The organism is Bacteroides graminisolvens, from assembly GCF_963666085.1.
GTDB classification, from domain to species: Bacteria; Bacteroidota; Bacteroidia; order Bacteroidales; family Bacteroidaceae; genus Bacteroides; species Bacteroides graminisolvens.
Genome location: NZ_OY762556.1, coordinates 3,270,071 through 3,289,990, shown reverse-complemented (window position 1 = coordinate 3,289,990; position 19,920 = coordinate 3,270,071). Strand labels below are relative to the sequence as shown.

Sequence of the window (19,920 nt, the reverse complement as noted above, 5' to 3'; positions counted from 1 at the left end):
CAAACAATTATGAGCAACAAAAAAACAGATATCGGACTGATTGGTCTGGCTGTTATGGGCGAAAATCTGGCCCTTAACATGGAAAGTAAAAATTGGCAGGTTTCAGTTTATAACCGTACTGTTCCGGGTGTGGAAGAAGGTGTGGTTGATCGTTTTGTAAACGGCAGAGCTAAGGGTAAAAATATACAAGGATTCACTGATATAAAGGATTTTGTAGCTTCAATCGAGGCTCCTCGTAAAATCATGATGATGGTTCGTGCGGGAAGTGCAGTCGACGAATTGATGGAGCAGTTGTTTCCTCTGCTGTCGCCCGGTGATATTTTGATTGATGGTGGAAACTCTAATTATGAAGATACGAATCGCAGGGTGGAGCTGACTGAGTCAAAAGGATTTTTCTTTGTGGGTTCCGGCGTATCAGGCGGTGAAGAAGGAGCATTAAATGGAGCTTCTATCATGCCGGGAGGTTCTGCAGCTGCATGGCCTCACGTAAAACCTATCTTGCAAAGCATTGCTGCAAAGGCTTCCGACGGTACACCCTGTTGTGAATGGGTTGGACCGGCTGGCTCGGGACATTTTGTGAAGATGATTCACAACGGTATTGAGTATGGTGACATGCAGTTGATAGGTGAGGCTTATTGGGTCATGAAGAAGTTGTTGAGCCTCAACAATGAGGAGATGTCTTCCATCTTTGCAAATTGGAATGAAGGGAAACTTCGCAGTTACCTGATTGAAATTACGGCTAATATATTGAAACATAAAGATAAGGCAGGCGGCTATTTGGTTGATAAGATTCTGGATGCAGCCGGACAAAAAGGAACGGGCAAATGGTCGGTTATCAATGCGATGGAGTTGGGTATGCCACTGGGACTTATTGCTACCGCAGTATTTGAACGTAGCTTGTCTGCGCAGAAAGGATTGCGTGAAACGGCTGCTAAGGCTTATCAGCATGGACATCTGCAGGCTGTATACAATAAACCTGAATTAGTGAAGGATATCTATTCTGCACTTTATGCTTCTAAACTAGTATCGTACGCACAAGGATTTGCTGTTTTGAAAAAGGCATCGGATACTTTTGGTTGGAATTTAAATCTGCCTTCAATAGCCCGCATGTGGCGTGGAGGATGTATTATTCGAAGTGCGTTTTTGAATGATATTGCGGCTGCATTCGAAGCGGCCGACAAACCTGAACATTTGTTGTTGGCTCCTTATTTTAAAGAAGAAATGAAGAAGTTACTACCGGGATGGAAAAACCTGGTTGCACAATCTATGCGTGAGGAACTTCCCGTACCGGCTTTCTCTTCAGCATTGAATTATTTCTTCTCAATGGTTTCAGATAAGTTGCCCGCTAATCTGGTGCAAGCTCAACGCGATTATTTCGGAGCGCATACTTTTGAACGTGTTGATAATCTTAGGGGAGTTTTCTTCCATGAAAACTGGACCGGACATGGTGGTGATACCAAGTCGGGTACTTATAATGTATAATCTTTGTAATTTGAATGAGTTATGATGAATAATCGCATATACACGGCAGACAAACCTTTTGTAATGGTAATCTTCGGCGCTTCGGGCGATTTGACCAAGCGTAAGTTGATGCCTGCACTTTACTCTTTGTTTAAAGATAATCGTTTGCCAAAGGAATTTTCCATACTGGGTGTGGGACGAACGGTTTATTCAGATAGCCAATATCGTTCGTATATACTGGATGAGATTAAGAAATTTATTAAGGAAGAAGATCAGAATGAAACATGGATAGATGCGTTTATTTCTCATTTATACTATTTATCTATTGATCCTGCCATTGAATCAGAATACGGATTGTTAAGCTGTAGACTGGAAGAACTGGGAGGTGAAGAGCGTCCGGATAATGTTTTGTTTTACTTGGCTACTCCTCCTTCTTTATATGGTGTGATACCTCTGCATTTGAAAAAGTGGAAGCTGAATACCAAAAATTCACGCATCATTGTTGAGAAGCCTTTTGGCTATGATCTGGAGTCGGCACAAAAGCTTAATAAGATATATTCTTCTGTTTTTGAAGAAAGGCAGATTTATCGTATTGATCATTTCCTTGGTAAGGAAACAGCGCAAAACTTGTTGGCATTTCGTTTTGCTAATGGTATATTTGAACCTCTGTGGAACAGAAAATACATTGATTATGTGGAGGTGACGGCCGTTGAAAACCTAGGTATTGAGTCGCGTGGAGGTTTCTATGAAACAGCAGGAGCTTTGAGAGACATGGTACAAAACCACCTTATTCAATTGGTGGCACTTACAGCGATGGAACCACCTGCCGTGTTCAATGCCGATAACTTCCGAAATGAAGTTGTGAAGGTATATGAGTCGCTGACTCCTTTAAATGAAGTTGATTTGAACGAACACATTGTAAGAGGTCAATATACGGCTTCCAATTCAAAGAAAGGATATCGTGAGGAAAAAGGAGTAAATCCCGAATCACGTACAGAAACATACATCGCTATGAAGCTGGGTATCAGTAATTGGAGATGGAGCGGAGTGCCTTTTTATATTCGCACAGGTAAGCAAATGCCGACCAAGGTAACGGAGATTGTTGTGCACTTCAAAGAAACTCCTCACCAGGTGTTTCGCTCTGCAGATGGAAATGAGCATCCAATGGCGAATAAACTTATCTTGCGTTTGCAGCCTAACGAAGGGATTGTTCTTAAGTTTGGAATGAAAATGCCTGGACCAGGCTTTGAAATCAAACAAGTGACCATGGACTTTAGTTATGATAAACTGGGAGGTGTACCTTCGGGCGATGCTTATGCGCGACTAATAGAAGACTGTATTTTAGGTGACGCAACGCTCTTTACTCGCAGTGATGCTGTTGAGGCTTCCTGGAAATTCTTTGATCCGGTGCTGAACTATTGGAATAGCAATGCAGATGCTCCTTTGTATGGCTATCCGGCCGGCACCTGGGGCCCCCTTGAAAGTGAAGCAATGATGCATGAACACGGAGCAGAGTGGACCAACCCCTGTAAGAATTTAACGAATACTGATCAATATTGCGAGTTATGAAAAGGTTCATTTATCCATCTTCCATAGAAACGGCGCGTGCATTAACTTTGCATCTCATTAAACTTTTGAATGATGAACCCGAAAAGGTCTTTCATATTGCATTCAGTGGTGGCTCAACTCCCGCATTGATGTTTGATGTGTGGGCAAATGAATATAGTAATATAACTCCTTGGGAACGTATTAAAGTTTGGTGGGTTGATGAACGTTGTGTTCGCCCGGAAAACTCTGAGAGCAATTACGGCATGATGCGTATGTTATTGCTCGACGTAGTCCCCATTCCGCATTCAAACATATTCAGGATAATGGGTGAGAATAAGCCTGCTGATGAAGCTGTTCGTTACTCACATCTGGTAAGGAAAAACTTACCCGTGGAAAACGATATGCCTGTATTCGACATTGTGTTGTTAGGAGCGGGTAATGACGGACATACTTCTTCTATTTTTCCGGGACAAGAACACTTGCTTACTTCATCAGAAGTTTACGAGGCTACTTATAATCCCAACAGTGGTCAGAGTCGGATTGCGTTGACTGGACAACCCATTATCAATGCCGAAAAGGTTATCTTCCTGATTATGGGAAAAGAAAAGGCTGATGTAGTGTCTGAGATTTGTATGTCGGGCGATACGGGTCCGGCTGCTTATGTGGCGCATCACGCACGTGAAGTTGAATTATTCCTTGATCAGAGTGCAGCTGCTAAGCTTAAATAAAGAATATTTTTTTGATTATTTGATTGTAATATGTGTAATGAAGTCTGTCTTCCGAAAGGGGGCAGGCTTTTTTATTTTGAGCAGGAAATATGGGATATATAAAAAAAATATCCTCCTTACCCGGACGCTACCGGAAGGAGGATACTAACACAAAAACTAAACTAGACTTAACTAAACTATTCTATTGCGGAGTTTCACAACTCCTATCTGTTCGGTGCAAAGATAAAGAGAATATTTTAATACGCAAACAATAATCAATAAAATTTAGGTTTTTATCGACGAAACGGCTGAAAGATCAGCTTCTTTCATCAAGAAAACTTTGAAAGGCTTGTTTGTAACTGTCGCTTATAGGAATATAAGTTTTATCAAAAACAATTCTTCCGCGATCAATGATACGTATTTTCTCTTTTTGAACGATATATGATCTGTGCACTCGCATAAAACGATTGGCAGGTAAGAGTTCCTCCATTGATTTCATACTCATCAGAGAGAGTATGGGTTTAGGAGAATCTTCCAGATAAATTTTGATGTAATCTTTTAGCCCTTCTATGTAGAGTATCTTTTTCAATTCAATTTGTACCAGCTTGTAGTCACTTTTTACGTAAATACTTTCCTTTTCTTCGGGCTTTTGAACCAGGTCGAACCATTGAAGTGCTTTATTGGCTGCCTGCAGAAAATCAGGGTAAGAGATCGGTTTCAATAAATAGTCGAGCGCATTGACTCTGTATCCGTCAATAGCATACTGACCGAAAGCCGTAGTAAATACAATACGTGTTTGAGGGTCAACCATTCTCGAAAACTCTAATCCGTTAAGTTCCGGCATTTGTATGTCGAGGAACAAAAGATTTACCTTCATGTCGGGCAATTCTTTCATGGCCTGCATGGCGCTTGAATATTTTCCTGTTAGGTTGAGGAAAGGAGTTTTGTTAACGTAACTCTCCAGCAAGCTTAGTGCAAGAGGTTCATCGTCTACTATTGCGCAATTCAATATCATAATCTGTTGTTTGTTGGGGTGAGATATAATTTAGAAATATATTCCTTTCCGTCGGCCGACAGATACTTTTCCCATTTGTAATGGTTGGGATAAAGTAATTCAAGGCGTTTGCTTACCTGCTCTAGTCCGATGCCCGAACCACTCTTATCCATTTTATTCTTTGGGAAATTACTGTTGGTTATCTCACAGTAAATGAGGTTGGGCTTTTCGTTGAGTACAATGCGAATAAAACTAGGCTCGGTAGGAGAGATGCCGTGCTTGAACGCATTTTCAATGAGCGAGATAAAAATAAGTGGTGCAATGAATGTCTTGCTTTCCGGTTGGATGTCAATGACAGTTTCCACCTTAACATTATCGGTAAGGCGTATGCGCATCAGTTCAATGTAATTCTGAATAAAATCGGCTTCCTGTCCCAGTGGCACATACGTGTGTTGGTTCTCGTAAAGTACATGCCTTAACAGTTTGCTCAAGTCTTGCACAGCTTGCTGTGCTTTATCACTGTTGAATGCGATCAATGCATATATATTATTCAGCGTGTTGAGTAAGAAGTGCGGATTTAACTGGTTACGCAAATTCCTTAACTCAGCTTCCGTTCTGCTCTTTTCAGCTTCACGAAGAGCCAGTTCCGACTCACGCCACCTGCCGCTCATGCGTATGGCAGCACTTAATCCGATGGTAAAGATAAGACTGACCGTGTCTCTGAGTGTGAATATCCACTTGGGCGGTGCATTCGGTTTTCGTTTGGGAATATTAGGTTCCATTAAAGTGAAACTCAATTCTTGCCACACTTGAAGTGCAATTCCCATTATTATCACTAAAAAGACATTATAAATGATATACTTCCGGTTCTGATTAGTGAATAAATAACGTGGAATTAAAACAAGATAGTTGATATAGAACACAATAAGAAAAGCCAGAGGAACTGTCATGTGCCGCAGGTAGATGCTCCAATTGAACACATTGGTTCCCCGCTCTAAGAAGAAGAACGGGAAGCCAAATACAATACCCCAGCTGATGATATGTATGATTACGCCAAACGGCTTGGTGTTAACAGGTTGTTTCATATTTACAAATATACAATTATTTTTGTTATTCGTATCTGATAGCCTCAATCGGATCCAAATCGGCTGCTTTCTTGGCAGGATACCAACCAAAGAATACCCCCGTTACGGTACAAACTGCAAAGCTAAGCATGACACTCCACGGTTGAATGTAAATGGGCCAATGAGCCAACACCTTTACTCCCAAGGAAGCACCTACACCTATTATAACTCCAATAATACCTCCGGTAATACTGATTAAAATCGCTTCAATGAGAAATTGGCTCAATATATCAATGCCGCGAGCACCTACCGACATACGCAAACCAATTTCACGGGTTCGCTCAGTTACACTTACATACATGATGTTCATGATTCCGATACCACCTACAATTAAACTGATTCCGGCAATACAGGCGAGCAACGTTGTCATCAAGTCGGTTGTAGAATTGAGCATGGTGCTTAACTCTTGTTGCGAACGAATGTTGAAGTCATCATCATCACCATCTTTCAGTTTGTGGTTACTGCGTAAAAGTGCGGTAATTTCTTCTGTAGCCTGATCGGTCATATCTTCCGAAAGAGCTGAGGTAAAGATACCTTGCAGATAAGTAACCGCCAACAAACGTTTCATTACGGTTGTGTACGGAGCCAATACAACGGCATCCTGATCTTGTCCCATGGAGTTGTAACCTTTGGCTTTGAGCACCCCCACAATGCGAAAAGGAATTTTGTTGAAACGAATGATACGTCCCACCGGATCACCTCCATCGGGGAAAAGATTATCGGCAATGGTTTTACCGATAACACAAACTTTTGAACTGCTTTGTATATCGGCATCCGTAAACATGTCACCGTTTTCCACGCTCAACTGACGGATGCTGAGATAGTCGGTGTTAACCCCACTTACACTACCCGGATAGTTGTTGGCTCCATAAATAAACTGCCCCGAACTGCTCACGTTGGGACTCACGGCCGACAAGTATTTGGTCTTGTCCTGCAAGGCATGGAAGTCGGCCAACTTCAGCGTCTGCATGGCGCTCGGATCCTGACGAACCCCGCCACGCATATCGGCACCGGGATTAATCATAATCATGTTTGATCCCATCTCGGCTATCTGACTTTGAATACTCCTCTTCGAACCTTGTCCGATAGCGAGCATGGTAATCACCGAAGCAACTCCGATGATGATACCCAACATGGTAAGAAAAGCCCGGAGCTTGTTGTTGGCCAAAGCCCGTAATGCTATTTTAAATAAATTAGTTCCATTCATAATTTGGTCAGTTATAATTCTTCCGGAAGCGGCAACGATGCCAGCACCGATGCAGCCGACTGGATGGAAGGGTTCACTTTATCTTCCTTCACTTGCCCGTCGCGCAACACAATGTTGCGACTGCTGTATTGAGCAATTTCCGGGTTATGCGTTACAAAAATGATGGTTCTCCCTTCCTTGTGAAGCTGTTGAAAAAGAACCAAAATCTCAAAAGAAGTGCGACTGTCGAGGTTACCCGTTGCCTCATCGGCCAAGATCACAGCCGGATTGTTAACCAATGCCCGGGCAATGGCCACACGCTGCATTTGTCCGCCACTCATCTGATTGCTTTTGTGCATCAAACGATCACCCAAACCCACCGCCTTCAATGCTTCAACGGCCCGGTTCTTTCGCTCGGTGGCGTTGACGGCTGCGTTGTACATAAGCGGCAGCTCCACGTTTTCAATCGCAGTAGTTTTAGCCAGCAGGTTGTAGCTTTGAAAAACAAACCCGATCTTTCGGTTTCGCAGTATGGCCCTTTCATTTTTGCTCATGGTACGTACCGGAATTCCATCGAGCAAATACTCGCCGCTACTGGGCGTATCCAGGCAACCCAATGTGTTGAGCAAGGTCGACTTGCCCGATCCTGAGCTTCCCATGATTGTAACAAACTCCCCTTCGTTGATGGTAAACGAGATGCCTCTTAGTGCATGCACCGTTTCTTCACCTACCTGAAAGTTACGCTTGATATCCGTTAATTCTATAATTTTCTTCATCACATAAACGCTTTTGTTTGTAGTCGTCAGAGTTCAGGAAGAACCCCGTGACCTTACTTCTTCTTACTTCCCGGTCGGCTGGGCATGAAAGGAGACGATTCCTTCTGCGCACCACTGTCGCCCTGAGATGCCGATGCACCATCACCCGGCATCTTTCCGCTGGTTGCACCTGTTATAATCACATCACCTTCGCTGATTCCGCCGGTAATTTCAGTCATCACACCATTGCTGATGCCCACTGTAACCGCATGTGCCTTGAACGTATTGCCTTGGCGTGTCCATAACTTATTTTCACCCTGAGCATCAACCACTTTGTCCTCCGCACCGATAATTCCCTTTTCAGGCGTAAAGCGTAAAGCCTTGGCAGGAACACTTAGCACATTATTCTTTTCGAGCGTATAAATGGTGATGTTGGCAGTCAGTCCCGGTTTCAACTTCAAATCAGGATTGGGAGCAGAAACAACCACTTCGTATGTAACCACGTTGCTGGTGGTGGTGGCCTCTTGACGTACCTGAGTGACCTTACCCTCAAAAGTATCATTAGGAAATGCATCTACCGTAAAGGTTACACGCTGACCTTCCTGCACATCACCTATATCGGCCTCATCCACATCGGCAATTACCCGCATGTCTGTGAGGTCGTTGGCGATGGTAAACAGAGTAGGCGTGCTAAAAGAAGCAGCTACTGTTTGTCCTTCCTCCACAGCCCGGCTCAGCACCACGCCATCGATAGGAGAATAAATGGTGGCGTAACCCAGATTCGTTTCAGCCTTTGCCAAATCGTTGCGACTAATGTTATAAGAGTTCCGCGCCTTCTCGTAGCTATACCAAGCCGTTTCATAATCCGTATCGGAAACAAGCTTCTTTTCGTGCAATGTCTTTATACGAGTATAGTTCTTCAGTTGATAATCATACTCCGTCTTAGCGTTCTGCAAATTACTTTTAGCCGTGGCCAATGTATTTTGCAGGTTTATCTTATCCAGTTCGGCAAGAACCTGTCCTTTTTTGACCACACTGTTATAATCAACATAAATCTTATTGATGATACCCGAAACCTGAGTACCTACTTCCACTTCAGTAACAGGTTCGATGGTACCGGTAGCTGTTACCGAATTACTGATGTTGCCTTTGGTTACCTTAGCTGTTTCATAAGTAACCTTGTTTTTGGGCGCCGGGCCCCAGAACATCCACACAGCTGCACCGACAACAAGTATGGCAGCAACGGCAAGGGTGATTTTCTTTTTATTCATCATCGTTCTTTATTTATAATTTTATATTTTCTCCCTGATAGAAACGCAGGAGCTGACTGTTGAGTATCGCCATGTATTTGGCTTGTAACACCTCTTGTTTGGCCGACAAAAGATTACTTTTCTCACTGAGCAGCTCAACGGTATTCTTCATTCCCAAGTTAAATTGTTCACTGATCAGGTTGTAGCTGACCTCCGTGCTGCGGAGTTTTTCACTGGCAGCAGCGAAACTTTGCTGCGCACTGTTGGCATCCAGCCAAAGACTCTCTATTGTTTTGAAAAGCGTCTTTTCCTGATCGAGCTGATCAAGCTGACTGCTCTGGTATTGCAGCTTGGCTTTCTGAACGGCGCTCTTGGTTTCACGGTTATTAAAGATAGGAACCGAAATAGTTAGCCCCAGGGAGTTATTCCAACCGTTCTTTACCTGTTGACTGAAGGTAAAGTCGCTTCCGCTGGTGTGACTTGTTCCGATACCTGCACTCAGACTAAGAGTCGGCATGTAGCCTGATTTAGCAATAGCAATGCTAAGTTTTGAAGCATCAGCGCTCAACTTACTTGCCTCGATCTCCGGGCGTAAAGCCAATGCCGTTCTGTAAACATCCATTTTAGTGGGCAGCGGATTCAACACATCGGCGTCGGCCAAAGCCGGCATAGCTATCTGCATCTCTTCTTCGCCATCCAATTCCAGCAATTGTTTTAATTGTAATTTATAGTTCTGCAAAGCAGCTTGTGCCGTAACCAGTTGGTATTTGTCTGTACTGCACTGCGATTCCAGCTGAGCATAATCACTTTGCGCAATGGAACCGGCTGCAAGCAACTCTTTGGCACGATCTCTTTGTGCTTCGGACACCTTCAACGTACTTTCGTTGATTTTCACCGATTCGGCTGCATAGAGAACCTGCACATAAATTTGAGTGATAGAGGTTTGAATGTCGTTTTCACTTTCAGAAACCGTAAGTTCCGCTATACGGCTGTTCAGCTTCTGCTGCTCAATCGTCTTGAGATTCCTACCGCCGTTGTAAACTGTCCACGACGCATTTAGTCCGTAATTGCCGTTGTAGCTGTTTTCTTTCTGACTATTGTCTTCGGCGAGCGGACGGTTTACGTAGTTCTGACTGGTGCTAAACGAGAGGCTCGGGAAGAGAGCTGCCTTGGCTGTCTTGACATCAATGCTGCTGCTTTCCGCAGAGATTCTGTTCTTCCGTACACTTATGTTTTGCTGCAATGCATATTCAATGCAATTGCTCAGTGTCCACTCGGCAGGGCGCTCAACCGTTTGAGCCGACAAGCCGCTGCAAACAGTGGCAAGTCCTACCATGAATACTGTGATCTTTTTGACGTTTATCATAATTCTTATTATTGATATTACTGGCAACAAAGTTACTTTGATACTTTTTTAGTAACAAAATAGATAGACCGTTGAACAAAATGTATCGTCCAAAGTGTTTTATTCATCGATAATTGTTTTTCGTTTATTTGTTTGTAATTAGATTATTGTTAGCTTTGTAAAGCTCAATAATTATAGAATGATACGGATATGAATATTATAAAACGCATTTGGAACTTCTACTATGAGGGCTTTCGGAGTATGACACTGGGTAAAACTCTGTGGCTCATCATTCTGATAAAACTGTTTATCATGTTCTTTATTTTAAAACTTTTCTTTTTCCCAAACTTTCTGAATAGCCGCCCCGAGGGCGAAAGCAAGGAAGAGTTTGTGGGCAAAGAATTAATTAATCGTGCAAATCCTTAATTTTTAGTACATTATGATAGAAAGTATTGATACTTCACTGGTCGACTGGTCGAGAGCTCAATTTGCTTTGACCGCCATGTATCACTGGATTTTCGTTCCGCTAACGTTGGGACTGGCTGTGGTTATGGGCATTATGGAAACTCTTTATTACAAAACAGGCAATGAGTTCTGGAAACACACGGCCAAGTTCTGGATGAAGTTGTTTGGTATTAACTTTGCCGTTGGTGTTGCCACTGGAATTATTCTGGAGTTTGAGTTTGGAACGAACTGGAGTAATTACTCTTGGTTTGTGGGCGATATATTTGGAGCTCCTTTGGCTATTGAAGGCATGCTGGCATTCTTTATGGAAGCCACCTTTATAGCTGTGATGTTCTTCGGGTGGAACAAAGTAAGCAAAGGCTTTCACTTGGCTTCAACGTGGCTCACCGGACTGGGAGCAACTTTGTCGGCCTGGTGGATTCTTGTTGCCAATGCCTGGATGCAATACCCGGTAGGGATGGAATTCAACCCCGACACCGTGCGCAATGAAATGGTCGATTTCTGGGCGGTGGCTACCTCTCCCGTAGCCGTTAACAAGTTCTTCCACACCGTTCTTTCAGGATGGGTGTTGGGAGCCATCTTCGTTGTGGGCGTGAGCGCCTGGTTCTTACTCAAGAAACGCCACAAAGAGTTTGCTTTGCAAAGCATTAAAATAGGAGCCATGTTTGGATTGGTATCCACCTTGCTCTCGGCTTGGACGGGCGACGGTTCCGGTTATCAGGTTGCTAAAACACAACCCATGAAACTGGCCGCTATGGAAGGATATTACGAAGGAAGAGAAGGTGCCGGACTGGTGGCTGTGGGTTTACTCAACCCCGACAAAGAGAAATATAACGACGGGAAAGATCCTTTTATCTTCCGTGTAGAAATACCACAGATGCTTTCTTTGCTTGCAAAGCGCGAGTTGAATGCATTTGTGCCGGGTGTGAAAGACATTATTGAAGGGGGATACGTGCAAAAAGACGGCACGGTGGCGCTCTCGGCAGCAGAGAAAATAGAGCGGGGGAAGAAGGCCATTGCGGCATTGGCTTCCTACCGTTCGGCAAAGAAAGAAGGAAACACTGCAACGGCCGACTCAGCTTATGTTACGTTGCAAGAGAACATGGCTTACTTTGGATACGGATACATTAAAGATGTGCACCACCTGGTGCCCAATGTTCCGATTACTTTCTATGCATTTCGCATTATGGTTATGCTAGGTTTCTACTTTATTCTGTTCTTTGCCGTGGTGTTGTTCCTGGTTTACAAAGACAAGCTTGCCGAAATGAAATGGATGCATTGGATTGCTTTGCTGACTATTCCGCTGGGTTACATAGCCGCCGAAGCAGGCTGGGTAGTTGCCGAATGCGGTCGACAACCGTGGGCTATTCAAGATTTGCTGCCTACAGCGGCTTCCGTGTCACGCGTTAGCGTAGGCTCCGTTCAGTTAACATTCTATATTTTCCTTGTATTGTTTACCGTGATGCTGATTGCCGAAGTGGGTATTATGCTGCGCGAAATCAAAAAAGGACCCGAACTAAATAAATAACATACTATGGATACATACGTTTTACTTCAGCATTATTGGTGGTTTGTGGTATCGTTGCTGGCTGCCATACTGGTATTCCTTCTGTTTGTCCAGGGAGGCAATTCATTGTTGCTCTCCTTACCCAAAACAGAAGCTCAGCGTAAAATGATGGTGAACTCAACCGGACGAAAATGGGAGTTTACCTTTACCACGCTGGTCACATTTGGTGGTGGTTTCTTCGCCTCCTTCCCGTTGTTTTACAGCACAAGTTTCGGTGGGGCTTATTGGCTGTGGATGATTATTCTCTTTAGCTTTGTGCTTCAGGCAGTGAGCTATGAGTTTCAAAGTAAGGCAGGCAATTTGTTGGGACAGAAAACTTATCGGATGTTTCTGCTTATCAATGGTGTGCTGGGTCCGCTTCTATTGGGCGGGGCAGTGGCTACTTTCTTTACCGGTTCCAACTTCTTAGTGAATAAAGAAAACATAACCGACAGCGTGATGCCCGTTATAAGTAGCTGGGCCAACGGCTGGCACGGACTCGATGCGCTTCTTAATCCGTGGAATGTGGCGCTTGGTTTGGCTGTGTTCTTCCTGGCACGGGTGCAGGGGTTGCTTTACTTTTTGAATAACATCAACGATGAAGAGTTGAATTTGCGTACCCGCAAGGCTTTAATTCCCAATGCACTGTTGTTCTTAGTATTTTTCCTGTCGTTTGTCATCAGGACCTTGTTGGCCGAAGGCTACGCAGTAAATCCAGATACACAGGAGATTTTTATGCAACCTTATAAATACGCTATCAATTTCATGGAGATGCCTACTATATTGGTCACTTTCCTGGTGGGAGTGGTGCTGGTTCTCTTTGGAATCGGACGAAGCATTTTTAGTAAGAAGTTCGACAAAGGTATTTGGTTTTCAGGAATAGGAACCGTATTTACGGTGTTGACTTTATTGCTCGTGGCCGGATACAATGACACGGCTTACTATCCGTCGGCTGTTGATTTGCAAAGTTCGCTGACGCTGGCCAACAGCAGTTCCAGTTTGTTCACGTTGAAAACCATGGCTTACGTTTCCATTTTGGTGCCGTTTGTGCTGGCTTATATCTTTTATGCGTGGCGAAGCATCGATAACCGTAAGATTGATACGGAAGAGATTAACGGGAGCGGTCATGCTTATTAATGCAACTTCCCGTAACGATTGAGATGGTTTTTCATCCGGTCGTGACAAGACCATAAAAAGTTGGCCTAGGATTTAAAATCGTAGGCCAACTTTTTTTATTTGCAGGCCAACAATTTTAAATCGTAGGCCTAGAAAAAACCTCTTTATGTTTTTGAAAAACATAATGGTCTTTTTGAAAAACATAAAGAGGTTTTAGAAAAAGTCCGCGAGGCATTGAAAACTTCGTAACCGGACGCTTATCGGGCTACATTGTTAACTGGTTTACCTGCCTGAAAGGCTTTGATGTTTTCTACCAGAATGTCCATCAAACGAGTACGAGCTTCCAGGCTAGCCCAGGCAATGTGCGGAGTGATGTAACAGTTCCGTGCTGTGAATAACGGATTATCGGCCTTGGGCGGTTCGCTCGATAACACATCGAGTCCGGCGGCATAGAGCTTACCGGCATTTAGCGCATCGGCCAAATCCTGCTCGTTCACCAGCGGTCCGCGACCGGTGTTGATGAGTATGGCCGTAGGCTTCATCAAACGAAGACGCTCAGCGTTGACCAATTCTTTGGTCTCGTCGGTAAGCGGGCAATGTAAACTAACGATGTCGCATTCGCTGAAGAGCTCATCCAGCGTGCGCTTCTTGATTTCAGGCGGCAATTGCAAAGATGATTTGGAAGTATAAGCCGTAACCTGCATGCCAAAACCAATGGCGATGCGGGCGGTGTTATAACCCGTATGACCCAGTCCCACCAATCCTATTTTCTTCTCGCGAAGTTCAATAAGCGGCGTGTCCCAGAAACAAAAGTCGGCATTGTTAGTCCACCCTCCTTTGCGTACTTCTTCGGAATGATGCTGCACTTGCTGAGCAATGTTCAAGATGTGCGCAAAAACCATCTGGGCCACAGACGGCGTGCTGTATGCCGGGATGTTGGTAACTACGATACCTTTTTCGCGGGCGGCACCAACGTTGACCACATTGTAGCCCGTGGCCAGCACACCGATGTATTTAAGATCGGGCAATGCCTCCATGATTTCGGCGGTAATGACGGTTTTGTTTGTCAGAATTGCCTCGGCACCTGCCGAGCGCTCTATGACCTCTTCGGAGGAAGTGCGGTCGTAAACGGTCAGTTCGCCCAGTTGGCTCACTGCATCCCACGACAAATCGCCGGGGTTTAGCCCGTAACCATCTAAAACTACTATTTTCATACGATTTTATTTTATGCTCCGGTTGCAAAGAGCCGGGCAGGTTTACTTGTTGTACTTCTCACCCCACAGTTGCTTCATCTGCTCCAGGTGTTTGTTCTCGGCCGCATTGTTTTGCGGTTGCCAGATACGACGCTCCTTCACCTCGTCGGGCAGATACTGCTGGTTCACAAAATTGCCTTCGTAACTGTGGGCATATTTGTATTCCTGCCCGTAACCCAACTGTTTCATCAGCTTGGTGGGTGCATTTCGCAAGTGCAAAGGCACGGGCAGATTGCCTGTTTCGCGTACCAGTTCCATAGCACTGTTAATAGCCATGTAGGCCGAATTACTTTTCGGACTGGTGGCTAGGTAAATAGTCGTTTCCGCCAGCGGAATACGTCCTTCGGGCCAGCCTATTTTCATCAGCGTATCGAAGCAGGCATTGGCCAGTAGTAAAGCATTGGGGTTAGCTAACCCGATGTCTTCGGCGGCCGAAATAACCAGTCGGCGGGCAATAAAAGCAGGATCTTCACCGCCTTCCACCATACGCGCCAACCAATAAATGGCACCGTCGGGGTCACTTCCGCGAATCGATTTGATGAAAGCCGAGATGATGTCGTAATGCATTTCGCCGTCTTTGTCGTACGCCAGCGGATTTTGTTGCAAGCGTTCGGTTACAATTTCATCGGTTATCACCACTTTGTTCTCAGTTTCCGACTCCACCACCAGTTCCAATATGTTGAGCAGTTTGCGGGCATCACCACCCGAGAAGCGCAACATAGCGGAGGTTTCTTGCACTATAATTTCGCGTTGCTTCAGTATTTCATCTGTTTGAATGGCTCTTTCGAGCAATTCCAGTAAATCTTCCTTTTCGAGCGACTTTAGTACGTAGAGCTGACAGCGGGAGAGGAGTGGTCTGATCACTTCAAAAGACGGATTCTCGGTCGTTGCGCCAATGAGTGTTACCGTGCCGTGTTCAACGGCTCCGAGCAAAGAGTCTTGTTGCGACTTGCTGAAGCGGTGAATTTCGTCAATAAACAGAATGGGACTGGATTGAGAGAAGAAGCGGTTACTCTTAGCTCTTTCAATTACTTCGCGCACATCTTTCACCCCCGAAGTAACAGCACTCAAGGTGTAAAAAGGAGTTTCAAGCTTGTTGGCTATGATCTGCGCAAGAGTTGTTTTACCAACGCCCGGAGGTCCCCACAAGATGAACGAAGAGATGCGCCCCGCATCAATCATTTTGCGCAGAATGGCACCCGGTCCTACCAAGTGTTTCTGTCCTATGTAGTCATCTAATGTTTTAGGTCTTAGTCTTTCCGCCAGTGGTTGCATACGTACATTTTAAAAAGTCATCATCATCATGAACCGGATTCCCTCTTTGTTGATGTTGGGGTTGTCCAGATAGGTTAACCGGCGTACATATTCAATGTGCAATATCTTGAAGATGTTATGAATACCGATACTTGCTTCCAGGTAAGGAACTTTAGGATCCATCACAAAACTGGTAGGCATACCGTCTCGTGTGGGGAAGCGGAAAAGATCCTTATCATTGGGATTCTCGTACGGATTGTTTTTGTCGGTCAGCGATCCGTAGAGCGCGCGGAAGCGGAATACTTCCCTCCATTTTAATTTTTTGATGAGCGGAATGCGGTTGAAAAGCTTTCCGTTCATATCATACGTAAACGAGGCCGATGCATATCGGTCGTTCAGAAACTCCATGTTGTTAACCAGGTTGAAGGTTTCGCGCTGCGTAATGTACGAGAGGTTGGCCTCCGGCAATATAAGCAATGGGAACGGAACCTTGCTCCATTGAATACCTCCTTTGAAAGTAATATCGATTTTTCCCCAAGAAGACAGCCAGAAACGTTTCCATGCACTGGCTTCGGTGAGGTGGAAGTTATAGTCGCCGCCCATAATTCCTTTTACACCCATGGTGTGCGAAAGGGTAAATACTGGTGCATCCAGCGACACGGGGAAACGACGTTGTTTGGTGTTCACAAAAGTTTCGCCCGGTGCATAACGCAGCGTTGCGTTCAGTTCCGTTGTTGTAATATCATGAATTCTGGCTTGATCATCGGTCAGCGCGGCATCGTTACGAAGATATTCCAGTTTACCTGTAGGTTCATCGTTACGGTTTCTTCCCATCAGTTTGATAGAGAAGCCTCCGGCAGTCTCCAAATCGTAAGTCAGCGTGGCATCGCGCACGTACGACATCTGGTCAACTGTTGTTGTTTTCCAGGCTACGAAAACGTTATCTTTATCTGTTGCCAGGAACTTATCCATGGGTGACATCACATCGTAACTATATGAAAAGCTCAGGTTGTTTTTAGGATATTCCCACGGAAGGTATTTACGTTTGTTGAACGCATAAAGCAATTCGCCTTTGTATTTCCATTTCTGATCCTTGAAACCATAGGCTGCATAGCCGCTTAAAAACCAATGCGGGTCAAAGTTCCCGGTTGTTTGCCCGCTCAGACGCAAACGTGTTCCGTCAATGTAATTGCTTGACACCATGGTGTTAATAGGTCCGAAGTCGAACTTGCTGGGATTGTCTTTTGTTCCTGTCTCCACATAATTTTCAATCAATGCCTTGGCACCGAAAATAATGAATTTGAAGCCCGGAATTTGTTGTAGCTGATTGACAAACAAGTCCATGCTGCTCTCTGTTTTCGTGAGCGGCACTTGTCGGTAGGTCGACCAGAACTCATCGGTTTTGGTTAGCATGTCAGTCTCCTTAATCACGTTGCCCTTCAACTTGAATAAACGTGCTTCAATCGGATCAAACGAATGGTTGGTATATTTCGTTGTGCGCTCCACTTGTATGCCTTGCATGGATTTGAATAAGGCCAAGTCCACAATCATGTCATCATCGGTTAGCACCCATTGTCCGTTCGACAGTTGTTCGTAGTTCTGAATAATGTCGAGATTCTCCACAAAGTTGACTCCCGATTTTTTTGGTAGGTTCATCAGGCAGCGTTTCACGGCGTAAGTGGAATCTTTCAATACGTACAAATGCCCTGTGAAGCCAAAGTCTTGTGAGTTTTGCGGCACGAAAGTCAAGTGCACACACTCGTGCTTGTCAACCATAACCGTGTCCATCAGGTAAAACTTATAGAACGAAATGGCCGATTCCGAAATGGGACTCACAAAAGGTGTTTGCAGCAATCGGATGTTGTTGTCGTATATGTTCACGTCCGAAAAGACATCTTTCAATACCGTTGACAACATATCACCTGTTGAAAAGAGTTCATCTATTCCGCTGGTATTCACCCCTTTTATGATTGTTTTTTCTGTCTTGGGATCTTTGCGATACAGTATTTGCGAAGCGGTCTCTTGAATGGAGATAGGCAAAATCATCTTATTGGTTCGAGGCGATACTTCTACCTGTTTGGCTAGGAACGAAAACTTCTTGTAGACGCCCTTCTCTAGCTTTTCCGGGGTGATGTCATTCAAAGACGTCTTCATCTTTTGGTATTTGTCTACCTTGAAGTAGTCATTTTCTTCTATTCGTAAAGCAGATTTGTTAGCAATCACCTTGCGCATGAAGTCCACCGCCGGATTGTTTTTTCTGGAATACTTTTCTTTTTGAGGCTTGATCACCACTTCTTTCAATTGAATGTCGGCCGCAGACAGCTTGACGTTCAACTCTTTTGCTCCTGAGGGGATGGTTACTACTTTGGTTACATATCCGATGGCCGAGAAGGTCACTTTGTTCCAACCTCTGCGTGTTTCAATTTTATACACGCCGTTAACATCTGTGATACCGCCCACGCCTTTTCCTTCGTAAAAAACAGATATGTACATTAACGGCTCATTGGTAATGGAGTCGGTAACTACGCCTGTAAGCTGTCCAAAGGCTTTCGGGACAATTATTGTCAGTAAGAATAGTATTATTAGTTTGCGAGATATATTCTTCATACCTAATATAATAAGGTTACAAAGTTAGCAAATTGTTGATATAAACCTCATGTTGTAACAGTTTTTATGCAACTTTTGTGAATTCTAAACAGGCAGATGGGGGAACATGACCATTCTTAAATGAAAATACCCTGCTCAATTTCTTTTTGAACAGGGTAACTATGCATTTTTATGTCTATATTCTTTTATGCCTCTGATAATATTTGTATGATTCTTTCGGCCGTTCTTCCGTCCCATCGTTCGGGCAGGGTGCCTTCTTTCCATTCATCTTTCATTAACTTGCCCAAGGCGGTAGCCAATTGTGCGGCATCTTCGCCCACCAGTTCATTGGTGCCTATGCTGTAAGTCTCCGGGTGTTCGGCGTAAGTGTTAAGCGTTATGCACGGAATGCCAAGGAAAGTGGCTTCTTCGGCCACGTTACCCGAGTCGGTTATAATGCCTTTGGCTTTGTGCATCAGGTATCCGAAGAACAAATAACTTTGCGGAGGAAGTATGTGAAGGTTGTCGGCCTGAATATTCAATTCCTTGATCGCATCGGCTACATAGGTGTGTAGCGGAGCCACAATGGGCATGCCGTTTGATTCCTTGACGAGGGTTTGCATCAGTTGCTTCAGGTTCTCCTTATTAGTAAGGATGGCGTGACGGTTCATCGTGAATAACAAATAGTTTTGTTCTTTCAGGTTTAGCACGTCAAACCAAATGGGGCGCAATAACCGGTGACGATTGTAACGGATGTTGTCTACCAATATATTTCCTACATAGTATACGTGTTCGTTTTCCAGGCCCGACTGGTTAAGGTTGCGGTTAGCTACCATGCCGGCGGTAAAGAGGTAATCAGACAGTCCGTCCGTAATCATCCGGTTTACTTCTTTGGGCATGCTCATGTCAAACGAACGTGTTCCTGCCACCAGGTGCGCTACTTTTATGTTTTGTTTCTTGGCAACGATGGCACAGCTCATGGTAGAAGTCAAATCGTCAACCACCAATACAACGTGTGCCGGGTTTTGAGCCAGCTCTCGTTCAAACGCAATCATGATGCCTGCGGTTAGTTCTGTGGGGTTATTTCCCGTTACGCCCAGATATACATCAGGAGCTTTCATGTTAAGGTCGGCAAATAAGGATGCATCTAAGCTGGCATCGTTTTTGGAACCTGTATAAACAAGCCTGTAAAAGATTCGTTTACCCTGAGCTTGCGCAGCCCCTATGGCTCTGATGATAGGCGCAATCTTCATGAAATTGGGGCGTGCCCCTGCAACTATTGTTATCTTCATTTCTTTTTTATGATACTTTTTCGATGAACAAAAGTACG

General features: G+C 44.5%; 16 protein-coding genes. 6 read left to right on the top strand and 10 right to left on the bottom strand.

Going from position 1 to position 19,920, the window contains the following annotated elements:
- The first annotated feature begins 9 nt into the window (after positions 1-9).
- Genes gnd through pgl form a run of 3 tightly spaced genes read left to right on the top strand, consistent with a single transcriptional unit; the run spans position 10 to position 3,737 of the window.
- Complete coding sequence (gene gnd / locus ACKPCE_RS13810) at positions 10-1,482, top strand: decarboxylating NADP(+)-dependent phosphogluconate dehydrogenase (protein ID WP_276962250.1); 1,473 nt, start codon at positions 10-12, stop codon at positions 1,480-1,482.
- Between the two features lie 24 nt (positions 1,483-1,506).
- Complete coding sequence (zwf, locus tag ACKPCE_RS13805; protein WP_319505984.1) at positions 1,507-3,030, top strand: glucose-6-phosphate dehydrogenase; 1,524 nt, start codon at positions 1,507-1,509, stop codon at positions 3,028-3,030.
- The gene (gene pgl / locus ACKPCE_RS13800) at positions 3,027-3,737 is read left to right on the top strand and encodes a 6-phosphogluconolactonase (RefSeq protein ID WP_024995784.1); all 711 of its coding nucleotides are present in this window, start codon (positions 3,027-3,029) and stop codon (positions 3,735-3,737) included. Before zwf ends, pgl begins: the two co-directional genes overlap by 4 nt.
- Positions 3,738-4,032: 295 nt before the next feature.
- Here pgl and ACKPCE_RS13795 read toward each other — a convergent pair whose 3' ends face one another.
- The 6 genes from ACKPCE_RS13795 to ACKPCE_RS13770 are packed head-to-tail and all read right to left on the bottom strand — an operon-like array spanning position 4,033 to position 10,391.
- A complete protein-coding gene (locus tag ACKPCE_RS13795) occupies positions 4,033-4,731 on the bottom strand; it encodes a LytR/AlgR family response regulator transcription factor (protein WP_276962254.1) in 699 nt (232 codons plus the stop codon).
- Entirely contained in the window at positions 4,728-5,795 is a 1,068-nt protein-coding gene (locus ACKPCE_RS13790) for a sensor histidine kinase (protein ID WP_319505613.1), read from the bottom strand. Before ACKPCE_RS13790 ends, ACKPCE_RS13795 begins: the two co-directional genes overlap by 4 nt.
- A gap of 25 nt (positions 5,796-5,820) precedes the next feature.
- Positions 5,821-7,041, bottom strand: coding sequence for an ABC transporter permease (locus ACKPCE_RS13785; RefSeq protein ID WP_319505612.1), 1,221 nt, complete (start codon positions 7,039-7,041; stop codon positions 5,821-5,823).
- An 11-nt stretch (positions 7,042-7,052) separates the two neighbouring features.
- A complete protein-coding gene (locus ACKPCE_RS13780; RefSeq protein ID WP_319505611.1) occupies positions 7,053-7,796 on the bottom strand; it encodes an ABC transporter ATP-binding protein in 744 nt (247 codons plus the stop codon).
- Between the two features lie 53 nt (positions 7,797-7,849).
- Positions 7,850-9,049: an efflux RND transporter periplasmic adaptor subunit gene (locus tag ACKPCE_RS13775; protein ID WP_319505610.1), complete on the bottom strand. Its 1,200-nt coding sequence runs from the start codon at positions 9,047-9,049 to the stop codon at positions 7,850-7,852.
- Positions 9,050-9,059: 10 nt separating this feature from the next.
- Complete coding sequence (locus ACKPCE_RS13770; protein WP_319505609.1) at positions 9,060-10,391, bottom strand: TolC family protein; 1,332 nt, start codon at positions 10,389-10,391, stop codon at positions 9,060-9,062.
- A gap of 189 nt (positions 10,392-10,580) precedes the next feature.
- Between ACKPCE_RS13770 and ACKPCE_RS13765 the strand changes: the two genes are divergently transcribed.
- From ACKPCE_RS13765 to ACKPCE_RS13755, 3 genes are read left to right on the top strand one after another with little or no spacing between them, the layout of a single operon-like run.
- Positions 10,581-10,796, top strand: a complete 216-nt coding sequence (locus ACKPCE_RS13765; protein WP_024995777.1) for a DUF4492 domain-containing protein — start codon at positions 10,581-10,583, stop codon at positions 10,794-10,796.
- Positions 10,797-10,809: 13 nt separating this feature from the next.
- Positions 10,810-12,363: a cytochrome ubiquinol oxidase subunit I gene (locus ACKPCE_RS13760; protein WP_308764289.1), complete on the top strand. Its 1,554-nt coding sequence runs from the start codon at positions 10,810-10,812 to the stop codon at positions 12,361-12,363.
- Positions 12,364-12,369: 6 nt separating this feature from the next.
- A complete protein-coding gene (locus ACKPCE_RS13755) occupies positions 12,370-13,518 on the top strand; it encodes a cytochrome d ubiquinol oxidase subunit II (protein ID WP_319505608.1) in 1,149 nt (382 codons plus the stop codon).
- Positions 13,519-13,754: 236 nt separating this feature from the next.
- On the opposite strand, the gene ACKPCE_RS13750 is transcribed toward ACKPCE_RS13755, so the two are convergent.
- The 4 genes from ACKPCE_RS13750 to wecB form a co-directional block, all read right to left on the bottom strand.
- Positions 13,755-14,711, bottom strand: coding sequence for a D-2-hydroxyacid dehydrogenase (locus ACKPCE_RS13750; RefSeq protein ID WP_319505607.1), 957 nt, complete (start codon positions 14,709-14,711; stop codon positions 13,755-13,757).
- Between the two features lie 42 nt (positions 14,712-14,753).
- Positions 14,754-16,025 carry a replication-associated recombination protein A gene (locus tag ACKPCE_RS13745; protein WP_319505606.1) on the bottom strand — a complete coding sequence of 424 codons (1,272 nt, stop codon included), beginning with the start codon at positions 16,023-16,025 and terminating at the stop codon, positions 14,754-14,756.
- Between the two features lie 9 nt (positions 16,026-16,034).
- Positions 16,035-18,611 carry a DUF5686 and carboxypeptidase-like regulatory domain-containing protein gene (locus ACKPCE_RS13740; protein WP_319505605.1) on the bottom strand — a complete coding sequence of 859 codons (2,577 nt, stop codon included), beginning with the start codon at positions 18,609-18,611 and terminating at the stop codon, positions 16,035-16,037.
- A gap of 185 nt (positions 18,612-18,796) precedes the next feature.
- Positions 18,797-19,882, bottom strand: a complete 1,086-nt coding sequence (wecB, locus tag ACKPCE_RS13735; RefSeq protein WP_319505604.1) for a non-hydrolyzing UDP-N-acetylglucosamine 2-epimerase — start codon at positions 19,880-19,882, stop codon at positions 18,797-18,799.
- Positions 19,883-19,920 lie beyond the last annotated feature (38 nt).